Annotated in this window: 15 protein-coding genes; 2 read left to right on the top strand and 13 right to left on the bottom strand. The window is 59.0% G+C overall.

The genetic code is table 11. The annotated features are described in order from the left end of the window. Positions 1-10 precede the first annotated feature (10 nt). The 9 genes from Q8M73_07565 to Q8M73_07525 form a co-directional block, all read right to left on the bottom strand. On the bottom strand, positions 11-1,330 hold the full coding sequence (locus Q8M73_07565) for a site-2 protease family protein (protein MDP2288409.1): 1,320 nt from the start codon (positions 1,328-1,330) through the stop codon (positions 11-13). Further along, the gene (gene dxr / locus Q8M73_07560) at positions 1,330-2,556 is read right to left on the bottom strand and encodes a 1-deoxy-D-xylulose-5-phosphate reductoisomerase (GenBank protein MDP2288408.1); all 1,227 of its coding nucleotides are present in this window, start codon (positions 2,554-2,556) and stop codon (positions 1,330-1,332) included. Before dxr ends, Q8M73_07565 begins: the two co-directional genes overlap by 1 nt. Before the next feature lie 21 nt (positions 2,557-2,577). After that, positions 2,578-4,032 (bottom strand): aldehyde dehydrogenase family protein, encoded by a 1,455-nt coding sequence (locus Q8M73_07555; protein ID MDP2288407.1) that lies wholly within the window; start codon positions 4,030-4,032, stop codon positions 2,578-2,580. Between the two features lie 3 nt (positions 4,033-4,035). After that, on the bottom strand, positions 4,036-5,241 hold the full coding sequence (locus Q8M73_07550; GenBank protein ID MDP2288406.1) for a saccharopine dehydrogenase NADP-binding domain-containing protein: 1,206 nt from the start codon (positions 5,239-5,241) through the stop codon (positions 4,036-4,038). A 14-nt stretch (positions 5,242-5,255) separates the two neighbouring features. Further along, entirely contained in the window at positions 5,256-6,053 is a 798-nt protein-coding gene (locus Q8M73_07545; protein MDP2288405.1) for an ABC transporter permease, read from the bottom strand. After that, positions 6,053-6,949, bottom strand: a complete 897-nt coding sequence (locus Q8M73_07540) for an ABC transporter permease (protein ID MDP2288404.1) — start codon at positions 6,947-6,949, stop codon at positions 6,053-6,055. Before Q8M73_07540 ends, Q8M73_07545 begins: the two co-directional genes overlap by 1 nt. 3 nt (positions 6,950-6,952) lie before the next feature. Further along, positions 6,953-8,125, bottom strand: a complete 1,173-nt coding sequence (locus tag Q8M73_07535) for an ABC transporter ATP-binding protein (protein ID MDP2288403.1) — start codon at positions 8,123-8,125, stop codon at positions 6,953-6,955. Between the two features lies 1 nt (position 8,126). Beyond that, the gene (locus Q8M73_07530; GenBank protein ID MDP2288402.1) at positions 8,127-9,344 is read right to left on the bottom strand and encodes a spermidine/putrescine ABC transporter substrate-binding protein; all 1,218 of its coding nucleotides are present in this window, start codon (positions 9,342-9,344) and stop codon (positions 8,127-8,129) included. A gap of 130 nt (positions 9,345-9,474) precedes the next feature. Continuing rightward, positions 9,475-10,917 carry an aminobutyraldehyde dehydrogenase gene (locus tag Q8M73_07525; GenBank protein ID MDP2288401.1) on the bottom strand — a complete coding sequence of 481 codons (1,443 nt, stop codon included), beginning with the start codon at positions 10,915-10,917 and terminating at the stop codon, positions 9,475-9,477. 143 nt (positions 10,918-11,060) lie between these two features. Here Q8M73_07525 and Q8M73_07520 point away from each other — a divergent pair, with 143 nt between their 5' ends. Together Q8M73_07520 and Q8M73_07515 are read left to right on the top strand one after the other, a co-directional pair. Beyond that, a complete protein-coding gene (locus Q8M73_07520) occupies positions 11,061-11,528 on the top strand; it encodes an Lrp/AsnC family transcriptional regulator (protein MDP2288400.1) in 468 nt (155 codons plus the stop codon). After that, complete coding sequence (locus Q8M73_07515; GenBank protein ID MDP2288399.1) at positions 11,525-12,916, top strand: aspartate aminotransferase family protein; 1,392 nt, start codon at positions 11,525-11,527, stop codon at positions 12,914-12,916. The genes Q8M73_07520 and Q8M73_07515 overlap by 4 nt, the downstream gene beginning before the upstream one ends. On the opposite strand, the gene Q8M73_07510 is transcribed toward Q8M73_07515, so the two are convergent. From Q8M73_07510 to Q8M73_07495, 4 genes are read right to left on the bottom strand one after another with little or no spacing between them, the layout of a single operon-like run. Next, entirely contained in the window at positions 12,917-14,803 is a 1,887-nt protein-coding gene (locus Q8M73_07510) for a propionyl-CoA synthetase (protein ID MDP2288398.1), read from the bottom strand. It abuts the gene before it with no gap. A gap of 9 nt (positions 14,804-14,812) precedes the next feature. Further along, the gene (locus Q8M73_07505; protein MDP2288397.1) at positions 14,813-15,394 is read right to left on the bottom strand and encodes a potassium channel family protein; all 582 of its coding nucleotides are present in this window, start codon (positions 15,392-15,394) and stop codon (positions 14,813-14,815) included. A gap of 47 nt (positions 15,395-15,441) precedes the next feature. After that, entirely contained in the window at positions 15,442-16,554 is a 1,113-nt protein-coding gene (gene rlmN, locus Q8M73_07500; protein ID MDP2288396.1) for a 23S rRNA (adenine(2503)-C(2))-methyltransferase RlmN, read from the bottom strand. After that, positions 16,551-17,393: a phosphatidate cytidylyltransferase gene (locus tag Q8M73_07495; GenBank protein MDP2288395.1), complete on the bottom strand. Its 843-nt coding sequence runs from the start codon at positions 17,391-17,393 to the stop codon at positions 16,551-16,553. Before Q8M73_07495 ends, rlmN begins: the two co-directional genes overlap by 4 nt. Positions 17,394-17,395 lie beyond the last annotated feature (2 nt).

Genomic DNA, 17,395 nt, shown 5'->3' with positions numbered 1-17,395 from the left:
GTTGCGCTTGTCACCCCAGTGAGATGGGCTTGACCAAGTCCGCCCAGATGACCAAGGCTCCCATGCTCACCAGAACTATCGCCACGATGTAGGCCACAGGAAGCAAGCGTGCTACGTCGACCGGGCCAGGATCTGGGCGTCCTCTGATTTTTGCAATGGACCGCCGGATGGCCTCATAGAGCGCTCCAGCGATGTGCCCACCGTCCAGCGGTGGGATGGGGAGCAGATTGAACAGGAACAGGAACAGATTCAAGGAGGCCGCCAGCCCCAGGAAGGTGGCGATCTTGCCAACCATCGGCTCATCCATAGCGGCAATATCGCCACCAATGCGGCTGACCCCCACCACGCTCACTGGGCCATCGATCGCTCGCTCCTGGCCACCTATCAGCGTCTGGGTCACCAGCTCATACAGACGCACTGGCAAGCTGATGAGCGCACCGATTGAAGCCGTGGTGAGATTCCACATGAAGGCGGGAACTTCAGTCACGCTCTGCCGAACGTAGTCAAGGCCAGGGCTGACGCCGACGAATCCGCCAGCCACCGTTGCCCCAGTGGCCTCACCGTATTCGTCATATTGAGGTCGATCGATCAAGGCGACGGCAACGGGAACAGCCACTGGTTGACCATCGCGCATCAGATCCAAGGTGACGGTCTTGCCGCCCGAAGCCCGCAGAGAGGTGCTGACTGCATTCCAATCCTGAGCCGTTTTGCCGTTCAAGCCCACGATCACATCACCAGGCTGGACCCCAGCGGCCTTCGCTGGCGTTTGGGTTGTACCCGAGGGACAGTTGCCTGACGGCAGAGGGGCACCACTTGGATGGTCCACACTTGGCGTGCACGCCACAACTGAATTCACTGTCAGCGAAGGTTGGGGCAGCCCAATGCCGATCAGCACAATCGAGAACAGCACGGTAGCGAAGATCAGATTCATCGTGGGACCGCCGAGCATGACCAGCACTCGCTTGCGCACCGGCAATCGGTAGAAGACGCGATTGTGATCGTCAGGACCGACTTCTTCCAATGACTGCTGTCGAGCATCGGCAATCATCGTTGCGAAGCGTCCCGTGTTCGCCGGCGCAGCCTCCTGATCGACCTGTTTGACGGGTGGCAGCATGCCGATCATCCGGACATAGCCGCCAAGTGGCACAGCCTTGAATCCGTAGCGAGTCTCGCCCTTGACCCGAGTCCAGATCGCCGGACCAAATCCGATCATGAACTCAGTGACTTTGACGCCGAATTTCTTGGCGGGCAGGAAGTGCCCAAATTCGTGCAGGCCAATGGACATCGCGATAAGCAGGACAAAGATCAGGATGCCAATGAGCTGCAGCACTAGCGCACTCCTTCCGCGAATACCAACGCTACTTCGAGAGCTCGCTTGCGAGCCCAGGCGTCCGCCTGTTCGACGTCGTGCAAAGTCAAGTCGTTCCCCATGACATGCGCCGAACCAGCCTGCCCATCGCCGCCACCCAAGTGCTCGGCCAGCACTTCGCCAACAGTGCGCACGATCTGGGGAAAGGCAATCGTGCGATCCAGAAAGGCAGCCACGCAGGCTTCATCAGCAGCGTTGAACACTGCCGTGGCTGTGCCGCCAGCCAGGCCGGCCGTTCGAGCCAGGTCAATGGCCGGAAAAGCCGCGGCATCCACCGGGAAGAACTCCCAGGTGGCGGCCTGAGTCCAATCGCAGCCGGGGATCGCACCTGGAACTCGATCCGGCCACGACATGCCAAGTGCGATGGGCAGCCGCATGTCCGGTGGGCTCGCCTGCGCGAGCGTGGATCCATCCACAAACTCCACCATCGAATGCACGATCGATTGCGGATGGATCACCACATCGATCTGATCGAAGGCAATGTCAAAGAGCAGATGGGCTTCGATGACTTCCAAGCCCTTGTTCATGAGGGTTGCCGAGTTGATAGTGACCAGAGGACCCATCGTCCATGTCGGATGCCTCAACGCCTGTTCTGGTGTAACTGACTCAAGTGCCTGCGGCGACCAGCCACGAAAGGGGCCCCCAGATGCGGTGAGGAGCAGTCGACGTACCTCGCTGCGTGCTCCGCCGAGCAAGGCCTGGGCCAGCGCCGAGTGCTCGGAATCCACTGGCACGATCTGACCGGGCTTGGCGATGGCGCGCACAAGGTCGCCGCCGATGATCAGCGACTCCTTGTTGGCCAGTGCCAATGTCCGACCCGCGTTCAGCGCTGCCAGCGTCGGGACAAGACCTGCGGCACCAGCGAGTCCATTGAGCACGACATCGCACTGCCAGGCCGCGAGCTCGGCCTGAGCGCCTTGCCCATAGATCACAGCGATGGGGCGCATCTTGGTGCCAAGGCGACTGGAAGCCAGCGCGAACGCCGCCAGGAAGTCATCTGGATTCGCGGCTTCAGTCAGCGCGACAACTTCAACGTGAAATCTGACCGCCTGCTCAGCGATGAGTTCAAGGCTTCGGCCACTCGCACCGAGCCCGACGATCCGAAAGAGCTCGCTGTTTCGGCTTGCCACATCCAGTGCTTGGGTTCCGATCGAACCCGTTGAGCCGAGGATGACAACCGAACGCATGTGATCAGGGTACGACGAGCGCTACAGATCCAAATCCGACAGTACGAGGACTCGCTCATAGGTGAGGTCCTCCATGGCTGCCCGAAGGCCCTCGCGGCCAGATCCAGAGTCCTTCACTCCGCCATAGGGCATCTGGTCGGATCGGAAGCTCGGCACATCGCCGATGATCACCCCACCAACTTCCAGATCACGATGGGCTCTGAATGCCGCCTGGATGTCATGGGTGAATACACCAGTCTGCAGGCCAAAACGAGAGCTGTTCACACGGGTAATGGCGTCGTGGAGTCCATCGATGACCTGCACGCAGACAACTGGGCCGAACACTTCCTGGGTTGCCACGCGCGATTGCGGATCAACATCAATGAGCAGTGTGGGCTCAACGGACGTACCCGATCGGCCACCACCGACCAGCACTCGAGCCCCGGCCGCCACTGCTTCGTGGATCCACAATTCAACGCGCTCGGCCGCAGCTTCGCTGATGAGCGGACCGACAACAGTGGCGTCATCCCAAGGAGATCCAGTGGCGAGTCCTTCGACTCTTGCCACCAAGCGTGGAAGCAGAGCCTCCAGCACATGCTCGTCGATCATCACCTGTTGAACAGCGACGCACGACTGGCCGGCTTGGTAGTAGCCAAAAGTGGCAATGCGCGACGCGGCCCATTCCAGATCAGCCTCACTCGAATAATCCGCGAGCACGATTGCAGCAGCATTGCCGCCAAGTTCCAAGGTGACGTGCTTGCGTGGAACAGACTCCTGAATGGCAAAGCCGACCACATCAGAACCCGTGAAGGAAATGACAGGCAGTCGTGGATCCTGCACCAGCGAAGGGGCCATGTCATTGCCGACCGGCAGCACTGACCACATACCAGCCGGCAGATCGGTCTCAGCGAGCAACTCCCCCAGCAGCAAGGCGCCAAGTGGGGTGGCAGGGGCTGGCTTCAGAATGATCGGCGCACCCACGGCAAGAGCAGGTGCGAGTTTGTGCGCAACGAGATTGATGGGGAAGTTGAAGGGCGAGATGCCCAGCACTGGCCCATAAGGAAATCTGCGAATGATTGCTGCTCTGCCCTTGGTCGCTGCCTCCGTGTCGAGTCGTTGCAGTTCGCCTCCGAAGCGCCTTGCTTCCTCGGCCGCCCATCGAAAAGTGGCAACCGCGCGTTGTGCCTCAGCGCGGGCCCACATCAGGGGCTTGCCGTTCTCGGCTGTGATGAGCGCAGCAACTTCTTCAACTCGCGATTCAAGTCCGCGACTGACATGCATCAGTGCGGCTGCCCGTTGTGCCGCAGTCGTTGCTCGCGCAGAGTCCTTCACCTGGGCCGCGGCCCCGATTGCTAGCTCAACTTCCGCCGATGTAGGGCTGACATAACTCCCCACAACTGCCCCGTCACCTGGGTGATGCACGTCAACGACCGTGCCCTGATCAATGGCTCGACCCGCAACCCACGCTGGCCACAAGCGGGCTGGAGATGCGCTCATGACTCAGCCTCGCAATCCGAAGGTCTGGCCATAGCCCGCGCTCATGAGATCAAGGAATGGCACTGAGTCGAATGCTTCTGGGCCTAGCACCCCGGCGCCCTCCCAAGCCTTGGTGGCCAACAACTCCAGCGCGATGACGGGATTCATAGCGGTCTGCCATACCACCGCCTGTACTCCGTATTCCTTCATTGTCCATGCGTTGTCAGCCACGTGATACAGATACACCTCTTTGGGCAAGCCGTCCTTTCCAAGGCCTGTCACCCAGGTGCCAGCGCAAGTCTTGCCATGCATCAAATGGCCAATTGCGGCCGGATCAGGAAGAACAGCCGCTACAACGTCGCGCGGGCTCACCATCACCCCCTTGACGCTGATCGGCTCAGTTCGATCCAGTCCAAGCTGATGCAGAGTCTTGAGTACATCAATGAATTCAGTGCCGAGGCCGTACTTGAAAGTGACCCGCTTGCAGTTGATCCAGCGCGGGACCAGCACCACCTCTTCGTGCTCAACGTTGACACATTCAACCGCACCAATACCGTCGGGAAAGTCGAAGACCTCCCCTTCGCTGAAGGGCTCAGTGGTGAACCAGCCACGATCCTTCTCCCAGATCAGTGGCGGATTGAGGCACTCCTCGATCGTGGTCCAGATCGAAAAACTCGGGGCAAAGTCATATCCGTCAACGGTGAGGTTGGCTCCGTCGCGTATACCGATCTCATCAATCTCACTGAAGAGATGGTCAGCTGCGTAGCGCGCGAATACATCTGCCAGACCGGGTTCGACACCCATCCCGCACAAGGCCAGCTGGCCTCGCTCGTGCCAGGCATCACTTTGCTCAAACTGGGCATCGCCCAGTTTGATTCCCGGTTCCGCGAAGGGCCGCTGGGGATGAGGTCGCGACAGGCTCATTGCGGTATCGAGGTAGTTCGCCCCGGTTGCTGCGCAGGCGTTGAAGATCGGCAGCACAAATCGTGGGTCCACCACGTTGAGCACGTGCGTGATGTCATGGGCGCGAATGAGCGCAGCCACGGCTTCGGTATCGGACGCGTCGACCTGCTCCCCACTGAATCGTTCATCGGCCACGCGGCTGACCAGAGCAGTCACGCGCTCCAGGTCATAGTCAGCGACCAGCCATGACTGGAAATAGTCGCGCCGCCTGGCGATCAAGGCCGCGGCCGTACCCACGCCGCCGGCTCCAATCGCAAGAACTCGCATCAGTGCTCCTTTGGTCAATGTGCGGCAAGTGCTCGACGTCGACGCCAGCTGTACAGCTGCGCACCTAGGACTATTGCAAGTGCCGAGAGGAACACCAAGGATGCCAGCGCATTGACCTGTGGTGGGATACCGCGCTGCGCCGCGCCCCAGATGTAGATCGGGAAGGTGACAAGAGTGCCGGCATTGAAGAAGCTGATGATGAAGTCGTCGAAGGAAAGCGAGAAGCCCAGCAAGGCGGCACCGATGATGCCGGGCAGGACCAGGGGAAAGGTGACATACCGAAACGTTGCAGAGGGACCGGCGTACAGATCACGGGCAGCTTCCTCGAGCTTTGGATCCATGCCCTGCAATCGAGCCTTCACGGCCACAACAACGAAGGAGATGATGAACATGATGTGAGCGATCATCACCGTCACCGTGCCCAGCGGAAATCGAAGGTTCAAGAACAAGGCGAGCAAGCTGGCGCCCATGACAACTTCGGGTGTGGCCATCGGCATGAAGATCAGAAGATTGGTCGAACTTCGTCCACGGAATCGATAGCGAACCAGAGCAAAGGCAATCATCGTTCCCAGCACGGTGGCAATGAGCGTGGTGATGAGGCCAATCTGGACACTGGTCAAGAATGAATCGCACACACCAGGCACACCACAAATCTGAGTCCATGCATCAAGTGAGAACTCATTCCAGGTGAGATTGAACTTGCTCTCTGGTTTGTTGAAACTGAATGCGATGACGACTGCGATGGGAATGAACAGATATACGAGGACGAGGATTGCAATCGCCCCGATGATGTTTCTTCGGATCCAGCGCATCAGACGAGGTCCTCAGTCCCTGAACGACGAATGTAGCCAAAGACAAGGATCAAGATGGCCGCCATGAGCGCGAACGAGAGCGCGCTCGCGGTGGGGTAGTCACGGAACTCAATGAAGTTCGTCTGAATGACATTGCCGATCATTCGATCCTTGGCCGAGCCCAGCAGTTCCGCGTTGATGAAATCTCCGGCAGCCGGAATGAATGTGAGCAGAGTCCCCGCAACGACACCGGGCATCGACAAGGGCCAGGTGACGCGCCAGAAGACCTTGACCGGTGACGCATACAGATCACTTCCGGCCTCAATCAGTCGGTAGTCAATGCGATCAAGAGAGGCAAACAGCGGCAGAATCATGAAGGGCAGGAAGTTGTATGTGAGACCTGCGACGACAGCTATACCGGTGTTCAGGATTCGCCCATCGGGCAGTAGATGCAGACTGTTCAGAGTCGAAGTCACGAATCCGTCGTCTGCGAGGATTGTCTTCCATGCGTAGGTCCTCAGCAGGAATGACGCGAAGGCCGGGGCCACTACCAGCACCAGCATCAGTGACCGCCAGTTGCCAGCCTTGAAAGCGATGAAGTAGGCAAGCGGGTAGGCAATGGCAAGAGCCAGGAGCGTCGCAAGTCCGGCGTAGATGAAGGAGCGCAGGAACTGCGGCCAGTATTCGACCAGCGCGTCTACATAGTTGCTGACCTGAAGGCCAAAGACATAAGTGCCCGGCTTGGTTGCCGACTCTTTTTGCAGACTGGTCGTGAACAGCGTGAACAGCGGGATCAGGAAGAAGACCGCAAGCCAGGCAAGGCCCGGAATCAGCAGAATGTAGACCGAACGAGAAGAGCGCTTCGGTGCAGGCGTGCCCGCCGGCGCGACCGAGGCAACAGGAACTACCGATGCCATGACCTAGGCGTCCGCATTGCTTTCGAGCGCTAAGACAGCCGGATCAATCCCTGAAGACAGCCCCTCTGCGGGGTCCAGACCAAAGGTGTGCTCTGGCGCCCAATGCAGGACGACCGGGTCCCCAACCGCACATCGATCGCCAACGATCGAGTTCTGCTCGAAGGCGACGATCTGCTGCCCCCAAGCTGTCTCCACCAGGTACTGCGTCGAGACACCCGTATACGAGACATCAGTGACCCTGCCATGCAGAGTGTTCTGACCAGCCTGGATCTTGGACTCATCCTCAAGATCGAGCACAGTGATCTTCTCCGGGCGAACACCTACGACGACGTCACGGGACGGCGCGAAGTTTCTTGCATTCGGCATGAGGAATGCCACCCCATGTGAGCTCGCGCCCGTGACTTCACCGTCCTGAAACTTCTCGCCGACAATCAGATTCGACTGGCCCAGGAAGTTTGCGACGAACACTGTCTGAGGAGTTTCGTACACGTCGGCCGGGTGACCTAGTTGCTCAATGCGTCCGGCATTCATCACTGCCACGGTATCGGCCATCACCATGGCTTCTTCCTGATCATGGGTGACATGCACAAACGTGGTGCCGACCTCCGATTGAATCCGCTTCAATTCAATTTGCATCTGGCGACGCAGTTTGAGATCCAATGCCCCAAGTGGTTCATCGAGCAGAAGGACATCAGGTTCGTTGATGAGGGCTCTCGCTACGGCGACACGCTGTTGCTGGCCGCCAGAGAGCTGACTGGGCTTACGACGAGCCATAGCGCTCAGTTCCACAAGTTCGAGCATCTGATTCACCGCAGCATCGACATGCTTAATCCCGCGGCGACGAAGGCCGAAAGCCACATTCTCAAAGATGTCCAGATGCGGAAAGAGAGCGTAGGACTGAAAGACCGTGTTCACGGGGCGCTGATGTGCCCGCAGGTCAGTGATGTCCTGCTCACCGATGAACACCTGTCCACTCGTTGGCTCCTCGAGCCCGGCAATCATGCGCAATGTTGTGGTCTTGCCGCACCCCGAGGCTCCAAGCAGGGCGAAGAAGGAACCAGCCGCGATGGTGATGCTGAGGTCATCAACGGCCCGCTGATCGCCGAACTGCTTGGTGAGATTTGCCAGGCGAAGATCCTCAACGCGTCTGTTGACCCCGGCGCTGCGGCCGGGCACCTCAGTTACCGATCGCCTTCTGAAATGCCCGCTGGTAGGTCAGATCCTGCTCAGCAGTCAGTTCCATGAATACATAGGAGCGGTCAAGGGTTTCTGAAGTCGGAAAAATCCACTCGTTGTCAACGAGCGAGGGATCGACTTTCGCCATCGCTTCCTGCGCACCTTGCACAGGAGAGATGTACTGCACGTAGGCGGCAACCTTGGCTGCCACTTCTGGATCGTAGTAGTAGTTCATGATGAGTTCGGCGTTCTTCTTATGAGCCGCCAGCGGCGGAATGAGCATGTTGTCGGTCCACAAGGTGCCGCCGGATTCGGGAAGAGCCACGCCAAATTTTGGGCCGAGTTGGATGACATCGCCAGACCAGCCAATCACCGCAACAACATTGCCGCTTTCCATATCACCCATGTACGAGTTGCCCTCGACACTTCGGATGTGTCCGTTGTCGATCTGGGCGCGCAGCGCGTCAATGCCTTGCATGAACTGGTCCTCGGTGAAGTTGGACGGGTCATTGCCCTGCCACGCCATGATGATGCCCATGGTGTCGCGCATTTCAGACAGCACGGTGACGCGCCCCTTCAGTGCGGGATTGAACAGCTGATCAACTGAAGTCAATTGATCGGTGCCAATCAGCTCCTTCAACTTGGCCTTGTTCCAACCGAACAGTCCGAAGCCAGACTGCCAGGGAAGGGTGTACTCGCGACCTGGATCGAAAGCGACGTTGGCCAATTTCGGAATGACGTTGACGGCATTGGGCATGATCGACTTATCGAGCTTCTGCGCATAGCCGTTGGTGATCCACAGTGCGGCCATCCAGTCGGTCAGGACGACAAGATCGCGGTCGATCGACTGACCTTGTTCGAGCTGCGTGCGCACCTTGGCGAAGAACTCATTGTTGTCGTTGATGTCTTCGGTGTAGGTGACGTTGATACCGGTCTGCTTTGAGAAGGCATCCAGGGTAGGGCGAGAACCCGACTCCTCATCAGTATCCATATAGCCCGGCCAGGTAGACCAGAGCAATGTCTTCTCAGAATCGGAGAGGTCTTCAGCTGAAGGCGCGGCAGAAGCGGTCGCTGAACCATCGTCTCCGCTTGCCCCGCACGCAGCTGCCACCACTGCTACCGAGCCAAGCCCCGCAGCCTGCAGAATGCGCCGGCGCGAGAGCGACGAGCGCACGAGATCGAGCATTTCGCGAGCGGCGACATCACGGTTCTCAGTCAACGGATCTCCTTCTGAAGGAATTTCAAACCAACAGTGAGCGTGCGTAAGAGCAATAACCTAGTGCCCGCGAAACTCAAATTGAACAGGACCTGCCCTCGTAAATCTGCGTGTCGACATGCGTGTGATTGAACTAGCTGTCCAGACTGGCCATCACGTGCTTGATGCGGGTGTAATCCTCAAAGCCGTACATCGACAGATCCTTGCCATAGCCAGAGTGCTTGAAGCCTCCGTGTGGCATCTCAGCAACCAGTGGGATGTGGGTGTTGATCCAGACTGTGCCAAAGTCCAGGTACTTGGACATGCGCAGCGACCGACCAAGGTCGCGGGTCCACACGCTGGCCGCGAGGCCAAACTCGACATCATTTGCCATCTGAAGAGCTTCAGCTTCATCGGAGAAGCGCTGCGCTGTGATCACTGGACCAAAGATCTCTTCTTGGATCATTTCGTCCTGCTGCTCAAGATTGGCGATGATCGTCGGCTCGATGAAGTAGCCGCGGTCGCCCAGACGCGAACCTCCCAGAAGGATCTCGGCGTGGCGTGGCTTGCGATCAATGAACCCGAGTACTCGCTCGCATTGAGCAGCGTTGTTCACGGGTGGGACAAAACCTTCGCCACCGGGGCCGTCGGCAAAGGTCGTCTGCATCGCGCGTGCCTGATCCGTCAGCGCGGACATGAACTCGTCGTAGATGGCATCAGCGACAAGCAGTCGCGTCGCCGCTGTGCAGTCCTGCCCGGCATTGAAGTAGCCAGCCACAGCAATCCATTCTGCTGCGGCCTGCACGTCAGCATCCTGGAATACCACCACGGGTGCCTTGCCCCCCAATTCGAGATGACTGCGCTTGAGGTCACGAGCGGCTGACTCGGCAACGTTCATGCCTGCCCGCACGGAACCCGTGATTGACACCATGCTCGGTGTTGGATGCTCAACAATTGAACGGCCGGTATCTCGATCACCGCACACCACATTGAAGACTCCCGGCGGCAAGGCTCCAGCCTCAGCAATGAGCTCTGCGATCCGAAGTGTGGTGACAGGTGTGGTGTCGCTTGGCTTCAGCACGACCGTATTGCCTGCCGCAATAGCCGGCGCAAACTTCCAGACCGCCATCATCATCGGGTAATTCCAGGGGGTGACCTGGCCGATCACGCCAACGGGCTCGCGTCGAATGATTGAGGTGAATCCGGCCATGTATTCGCCAGCGGAGCGACCCTCGAGCATTCGAGCGGCCCCGGCGAAGAATCGAAGCTGATCAATCATCGGCGGCAATTCCTCAGTCATCGTGACAGGGATCGGCTTGCCAGTGTTCTGGCTCTCAAGTGCAACGAGCTCCTCACCGTGGGCCTCCAGCACGTCAGCAATAGCCAGGAGGGCCTTCTGCCGAACAGCCGGCGTGGCATCTCGCCACGCTGGAAAGGCCGCCGCTGCGGCTTGATAGGCCGAATCAACCTCTGCTGGGGAACTGTTGGGAGCCAGGGCGAACACCTCGCCGCTGCTGGGATTGATCAGTGCTGTCGGGTCGCCTGAGGACGACACCGGTTCACCGTTGACGACATTTCGGAGCGTGCGCTGGGTCATCTCGCCTCCATCTCTGGGGCCAGCATAAATCCGAATGCGTAATGGGCCGCAATAGACGCATTCAATTGCGTATTTCGTGGTGAAAGTTGCGTATACCTACGGATTCGCTTGCCAAGTGGATCAATTCACCACACCATTGAGCCATGGATCGCAAGGGCAGAACAGTGGTGGTCGACGATGTCAGCCGCTCGATCATCGAGCAGTTGCAAGAAGATGGGCGTCGCCCCTATGCCTCGATCGGCAAGGCTGTGGGCCTGTCAGAGGCAGCGGTGCGCCAGCGCGTACAGCGGCTGACCGAGGCCGGGGTGATGCAGATCGTCGCAGTGGCTGATCCCGCTGCTCTGGGATTCTCGCGTTCGGCGATGGTAGGCATCAAGGTGCACGGCGATATCGAAGCAGTCGCCGACGATCTGGATGCCATGCCCGAAATTGACTACCTCGTCGTGTGCGCAGGTTCCTATGACCTGCTTGCCGAGCTCGTCGTGAACGACGACGAGGAGCTCCTGGATCTCATCAACGGAAGAATCCGCGCGGTTCCAGGCGTGCAATCGACTGAGACTTTCGTCTATCTCAAACTTCGAAAGCAGATCTACACCTGGGGAACGCGATGAACACACAAGCAGACAGCCAAGGCCAGGAGTCATACGCCGACCGTGCTCGCAAGCACCTATGGATGCACTTCACGCGACACGCACCCGTCCTCGGTGGCGAAGAACTGCCGATCATCGTCAAGGGCGATGGCTGCTACATCTGGGACGATCAAGGTCGGCGCTACCTCGATGGCATCTCGAGCTTGTTCAATGTCCAAGTGGGGCATGGTCGAACAGAACTTGCCGAAGCCGCGGCGCGACAGGCTTCGGAATTGGCGTTCTTTCCGATCTGGGGGCTTGCGCATCCGCGAGCCATTGAACTGGCAGAACGCCTTGCCTATCTGGCACCAGGAGACCTCAATCGCATCTTCTTCACGGCCAGTGGCGGTGAGGCAGTTGAGTCGGCTTGGAAACTTGCAAAGCAATTCTTCAAATTGACCGGCAAGCCCGGCAAGCACAAGGTGATCAGCCGGGCGGTCGCCTATCACGGCACTCCCCATGGCGCACTGTCGCTGACTGGCATCCCCGCTGCCAAGGTGCCATTCGAACCACTGGTTCCCAGCACCATCCGCGTGCCGAACACCAACTTCTATCGCGCGCCGGAACATCTGCGTGATGACCTTTTTGCCTTCGGGCAATGGGCAGCCAACCGCATTGCCGAGGCGATCGAATTCGAGGGACCTGACACTGTGGCCGCAGTGATCTTGGAGCCCGTGCAGAACTCAGGCGGCTGCTTCACACCACCACCGGGGTACTTGGAGCGCGTGCGAGAAATCTGCGATCAGTACGACGTGCTGTTGATCGCCGATGAGACCATCACATCCTTTGGTCGAATTGGCTCGACCTTTGCCATGGAACGATTCGGCGTCACTCCCGACATCATCACCTGTGCCAAAGGCCTGACTTCTGGTTACGCGCCGCTTGGCGCGATGATCGCAAGCGAGAGACTGTTTGAGCCTTTCACCCATGGCACCAACACCTTCCTGCATGGCTTCACGTGGGGCGGGCATCCCGTATCAGCTGCAATCGCCTTGGCCAATCTGGACATCTTCGATCGCGAGGGCCTCAACCAGCGGGTGTTGGACCACGAGGAGCTCTTCGCCAAGAAGCTCAATGAACTGCGCGATCTTCCGATCGTTGGCGATGTTCGCGGCACGGGGTACTTCTACGGGATAGAACTCGTGAAGGACAAGACCACTCGCGAGACCTTCACCGATGAGGAGTCCGAGCGTCTCCTTCGCGGCTACGTGTCCAAGGCAATGTTCAGCAAAGGCCTGTACTGCAGATCTGATGATCGAGGCGATCCCGTTGTCCAAGTTGCGCCACCATTGATCGCCGGCGAAGCGCAGTTCGACGAGATGGCTCAGATTCTTCGAGAGGTACTGACGCAAGCGTGGAACATCATCTGATCAGTTCTGCACACTGCCTGTCAGCAGAGGTGTGATCGCTTCAAGCACGCGAATATCCTCGATGGTGCCAGGCACTGTCTCGGGTCGGCCATCAGCAATGCCTCGCATCGTGCGTCGAAGGATCTTTCCTGAGCGAGTCTTCGGCAGCGCCGGAACCACCACAACTTCCTTGAGCGCCGCAACCGCGCCGATCTCATGCCGGATCGACGCCACAATTTCAGCCTGGAGCGCCGCAGTCTCAATCTGGGCTCCCGCCTTCAGCACGACAAAGGCCCGAGGAATCTGACCCTTGAGTTGATCGTGCACACCGATGACGGCACATTCAGCCACCATGGGGTGCGACGCGACCACAGCCTCCATTGAACCTGTCGAGAGTCGGTGGCCAGCCACGTTGATCACGTCATCAGTGCGGCCCATGACATAGATGTAGCCATCTGAATCGACCAGCCCACCGTCACCTGTGGTGTAGAAACCCGGGAAGGTCGTCAGATACGAGTCGATGTACCACTGGTCGTTGCCCCACAAGGTCGGCAAGGTTCCTGGTGGCATTGGGAGTTTCAGCACGATTGAGCCCTCAGCGCCAGCGTGCACGCGATTGCCATCAGCGTCAAGCACCTGCACATCGAAGCCGGGGACCGCCACAGTGGGTGAGCCCGGCTTCACCGGCATTGGCTCCAGCCCACGAAGATTGGCAGCGATCGGCCAGCCTGTCTCGGTCTGCCACCAGTTATCGATGACTGGAACACCGAGATGCTGTGCAGCCCAGTGGTAGGTGTCCGGGTCAAGCCGCTCTCCCGCCTGGAACAGGTTGCGCAGGGAGCTGATGTCGTACTCCGCGAGCAGGAGCGCTTCGGGATCCTCCTTCTTCACCGCCCGGATAGCCGTGGGCGCCGTGAACAATCCGTTGACTCCGTAGTCCTGGATGACTCGCCAGAATGCACCGGCATCTGGCGTTCCGACCGGCTTGCCTTCGAAGATGACAGTCGTGGCTCCAACCATCAATGGCGCATACACGATGTAGGAATGTCCTACGACCCAGCCGACATCCGAGGCGGCCCACCACACATCATCTGGTCCGATGTCATAGATGTTGGCCATGGACCAGGTCATCGCAACCGCGTGGCCACCATTGTCGCGAACGACACCTTTGGGCTTGCCCGTTGTGCCAGAGGTATAGAGGATGTACAGCGGATCGGTCGCGGCAACGGGCACGCACGCATGTGGCACGGCAGTGCTCATGAGTTCTCGCCAATCATGATCGGCTTCGCCCAATTCAGCGCTCACCTGCGCACGCTGAAGAATCACAGTTGCCTCGGGAGGGCGCTTGCTCATGGCAATCGCCTCGTCCAGCATGGGCTTGTAGGCAATCACTCGACTCGGTTCAATGCCACACGACGCCGACACGATCACACGCGGTGACGCATCATCGATGCGTGCCGCCAACTCAGCAGGCGCGAATCCGCCGAAGACGACCGAATGGACAGCACCAAGCCGGGCACATGCCAGCATCGCCACCACTGATTCGGGAATCATCGGCATGTAGATCACGACTCGATCTCCGCGTACTACGCCAAGAGAGGCGAGCACACCAGCGAATTTGCTGACTTCCCCCAGTAAATCGGCATAGCTGTGCGTGCTCTTGGACTGCGCCAAGGGACTGTCGTATATGAGCGCGGCATGATTGCCACGTCCCGCCTCCACATGCCGATCGAGGGCGTTGTAACAGCTATTGAGCACCCCGTCTGGAAACCATCGATACAGCGGCGCCGAATCGGAATCCAAGGCAAGGCTCGGCTCATGATTCCAACTCACACCCTTTGCAGCTGCGAGCCAGAATGCTTCGGGATCATTCATGCTGAGGTCATATGCCGAGCTGTACGCACCCATGCTTGGACTCTAGAGGTCAGCGGCGATCGAGTTGGTCTTCCCTTCGGCTGCGCGAGCTTTGTAGGCCGATGAATTCTGGGCGGCGCTGCTGACTGCTCGAATCAACACCGCGATGAAGACGATGTCGATCCCCATCTGCACCATGCAGACCAGCCGAGCATTACCTTGCACCGGAGTGATGTCACCGAAGCCGACCGTCGCCAGCACGGTGAGGGCAAAGTAAAAGGCGCTGAAATGGTCCAGCGGTTCGGTGAATGAAGATGGGTCCGAGGCGGACATCATCACGTAGATCGCGGCAAAGAAGGCCAGGAACATTGCTGCGACAAGGATGAGCGTCTCGAAAGCGCTGACCGCAGGAAAGCGGGAGTTCGATACCCGACGCAATTGGCGCGTGAAGAAGAAGATGTACATCGTGACGCCGAACACCACGATCAGGATCGGGCGCCACAGGGTGTAATCAGGAGTCTCGGGTACCAGCGACAGCGCCCACATGATGGCAATGAACCCAACTGCCGTGCGCAGAATCGAAGCTGCGATGACTTTGAAGAACTCCCAATTGAACTTCGGGCGAGGAACATCAAGTACAGGCATGGCCCAAAGTTTGGCAGAGCGGCAAGTCGAAAACTGGTAGGCAAGCCTCAGGAAGTGGTGGCGGCCAGCTGCCCGCAAGCCCCATCGATCTCACGCCCGCGCGTGTCGCGCACGGTTACCTGCACTCCACGATTGCGAAGGATGCGAACAAAGGCTGCCTCATCGCGCGGCAAGGAGGCAGTCCACTTTGAACCAGGTGTCGGGTTCAAGGGAATGAGATTGACGTGCACTAACTCGCCTTCAAGCAGTCGGGCAAGTTTTTCAGCGCGGAAGGCTTGGTCATTGATGCCCTTGATCAGGGCGTACTCGATGCTGACCCGTCTATGAGTCTTGTCGGCGTACTCCCATGCCGCATCGAGTACCTCGCGAACGGGGTAGCGCGTGTTGATCGGCACAAGAGTGTCGCGGAGCTCATCATCGGGCGCATGCAAGGAGACAGCCAAGGTAACTGGCAAACCTTCGTCGGCGAGCTGGCGCATACGCGGCACGAGTCCAACGGTTGACAAGGTGATGCCGCGTGCACCGATGCCCATGCCACCTGGCGAAGGATCATTGATGCGGTGAATGGCGGCGATCACCGACTTGTAGTTGGCCATCGGCTCCCCCATGCCCATGAAGACAATGTTGGAGACTCGTCCAGGACCTCCGGCAATCTCATCACGCTCAAGCGAGCGCGCTCCGGCGAGCACCTGCTCAACGATCTCAGCCGTGGACATATTGCGCTGCAGCCCGCCTTGTCCGGTTGCGCAGAAAGGACAGTTCATGCCGCAGCCAGCCTGACTGGAGATGCACATCGTGACGCGATCGGGATAGCGCATCAGAACGCTCTCAACGAGCGCTCCATCGTGCAGGCGCCAGACCGTCTTGACCGTCTGCCCGGCATCACACGAGATCACGCGAATCGCAGTCAGCACATTGGGCAGCAAGGAGTCCTTGATGGCGGTGCGCGCAGCCACCGGGACATCGGTCCAGGAATCAGGATCATCGGAGAGCCGCGTGAGCCACTGACGCGAGACCTGATCGGCGCGAAATGCAGGCAGCCCGAGTTCGGTGACTGCAGCACGACGTTCAGCGGTATCGAGATCCAGCAGGTGCGTAGGTGGCTTGCCGCGCCTGGGTGCCTCCATCACCAATTCTCCGGGGAGCTGTGCGGAACTCATGCTGAGCCCAGGAACATCGTGTACAGGGCCCAACTGGTGAACGCGTTGGGAATAAGCGAATCCAAGCGATCCATTACTCCACCATGCCCTGGCAACAACTTGCCCATGTCCTTGATCCCCAAATCACGCTTTACTGCTGATTCAGCAAAGTCTCCTGCAGTTGCGGTGAAGCACAAAACGATGCCCGCCACGGCTCCTTGCCAGGCAGGCGCATCGAGCAAGATCACAAAGCTGCCGATGCCCACAGCGGTCTGCAGCGCCAGCGAGCCTGCCAAGCCTTCCCAGGACTTCTTGGGGCTGATCGATGGAGCGATCGGATGCTTCCCAAAGAGCACTCCGGCGGCATATCCGCCAATGTCATTGCCGGCGGTGAGCAAGACAAACACAAGAACTCGCATAGGCCCGTTGTCGGTGGCCAGGGTCAGCATCAAGAAGCTGGCCATGAAGGGCAGATAGGCCATCACAAAGATGCTCGATGTGACGTCCTTCAGGTAGCCATCGGCACCACGTGGAATACGCCAGAAGATGACCGTCAGAACCGCGAAGCCCATTACCACCAGCTGACCGGTGACTCCGTACCAGAATGCCGCCAACGGCATCACCGCTGCTGCGAGCACGACCGGAATGCGCGTCAGTGCAATCCCATGCTGCCTGAACGCGTTGCTGAATTCCCAGACCGCGATCACCATGGCAATGGCGACAACCACGGCGAATGTCCACTTGTACGTGAACAGCGTGATCAGACACAGCAGGAGCAGGCCGACGCCGGTGGCAATCGCAGCGGGCAGGTTGCGACCAGCCCGCGAATTGCGTGCAGCAGTTGGCGAGCCAGGCTCCACCA

It is taken from the genome of Actinomycetota bacterium (assembly GCA_030684515.1).
Classification (GTDB): domain Bacteria; phylum Actinomycetota; class Actinomycetes; order S36-B12; family S36-B12; genus UBA11398.
The sequence above is the reverse complement of the archived record's forward strand: the minus strand, read 5'-3'. Positions and strand labels throughout refer to the sequence as shown.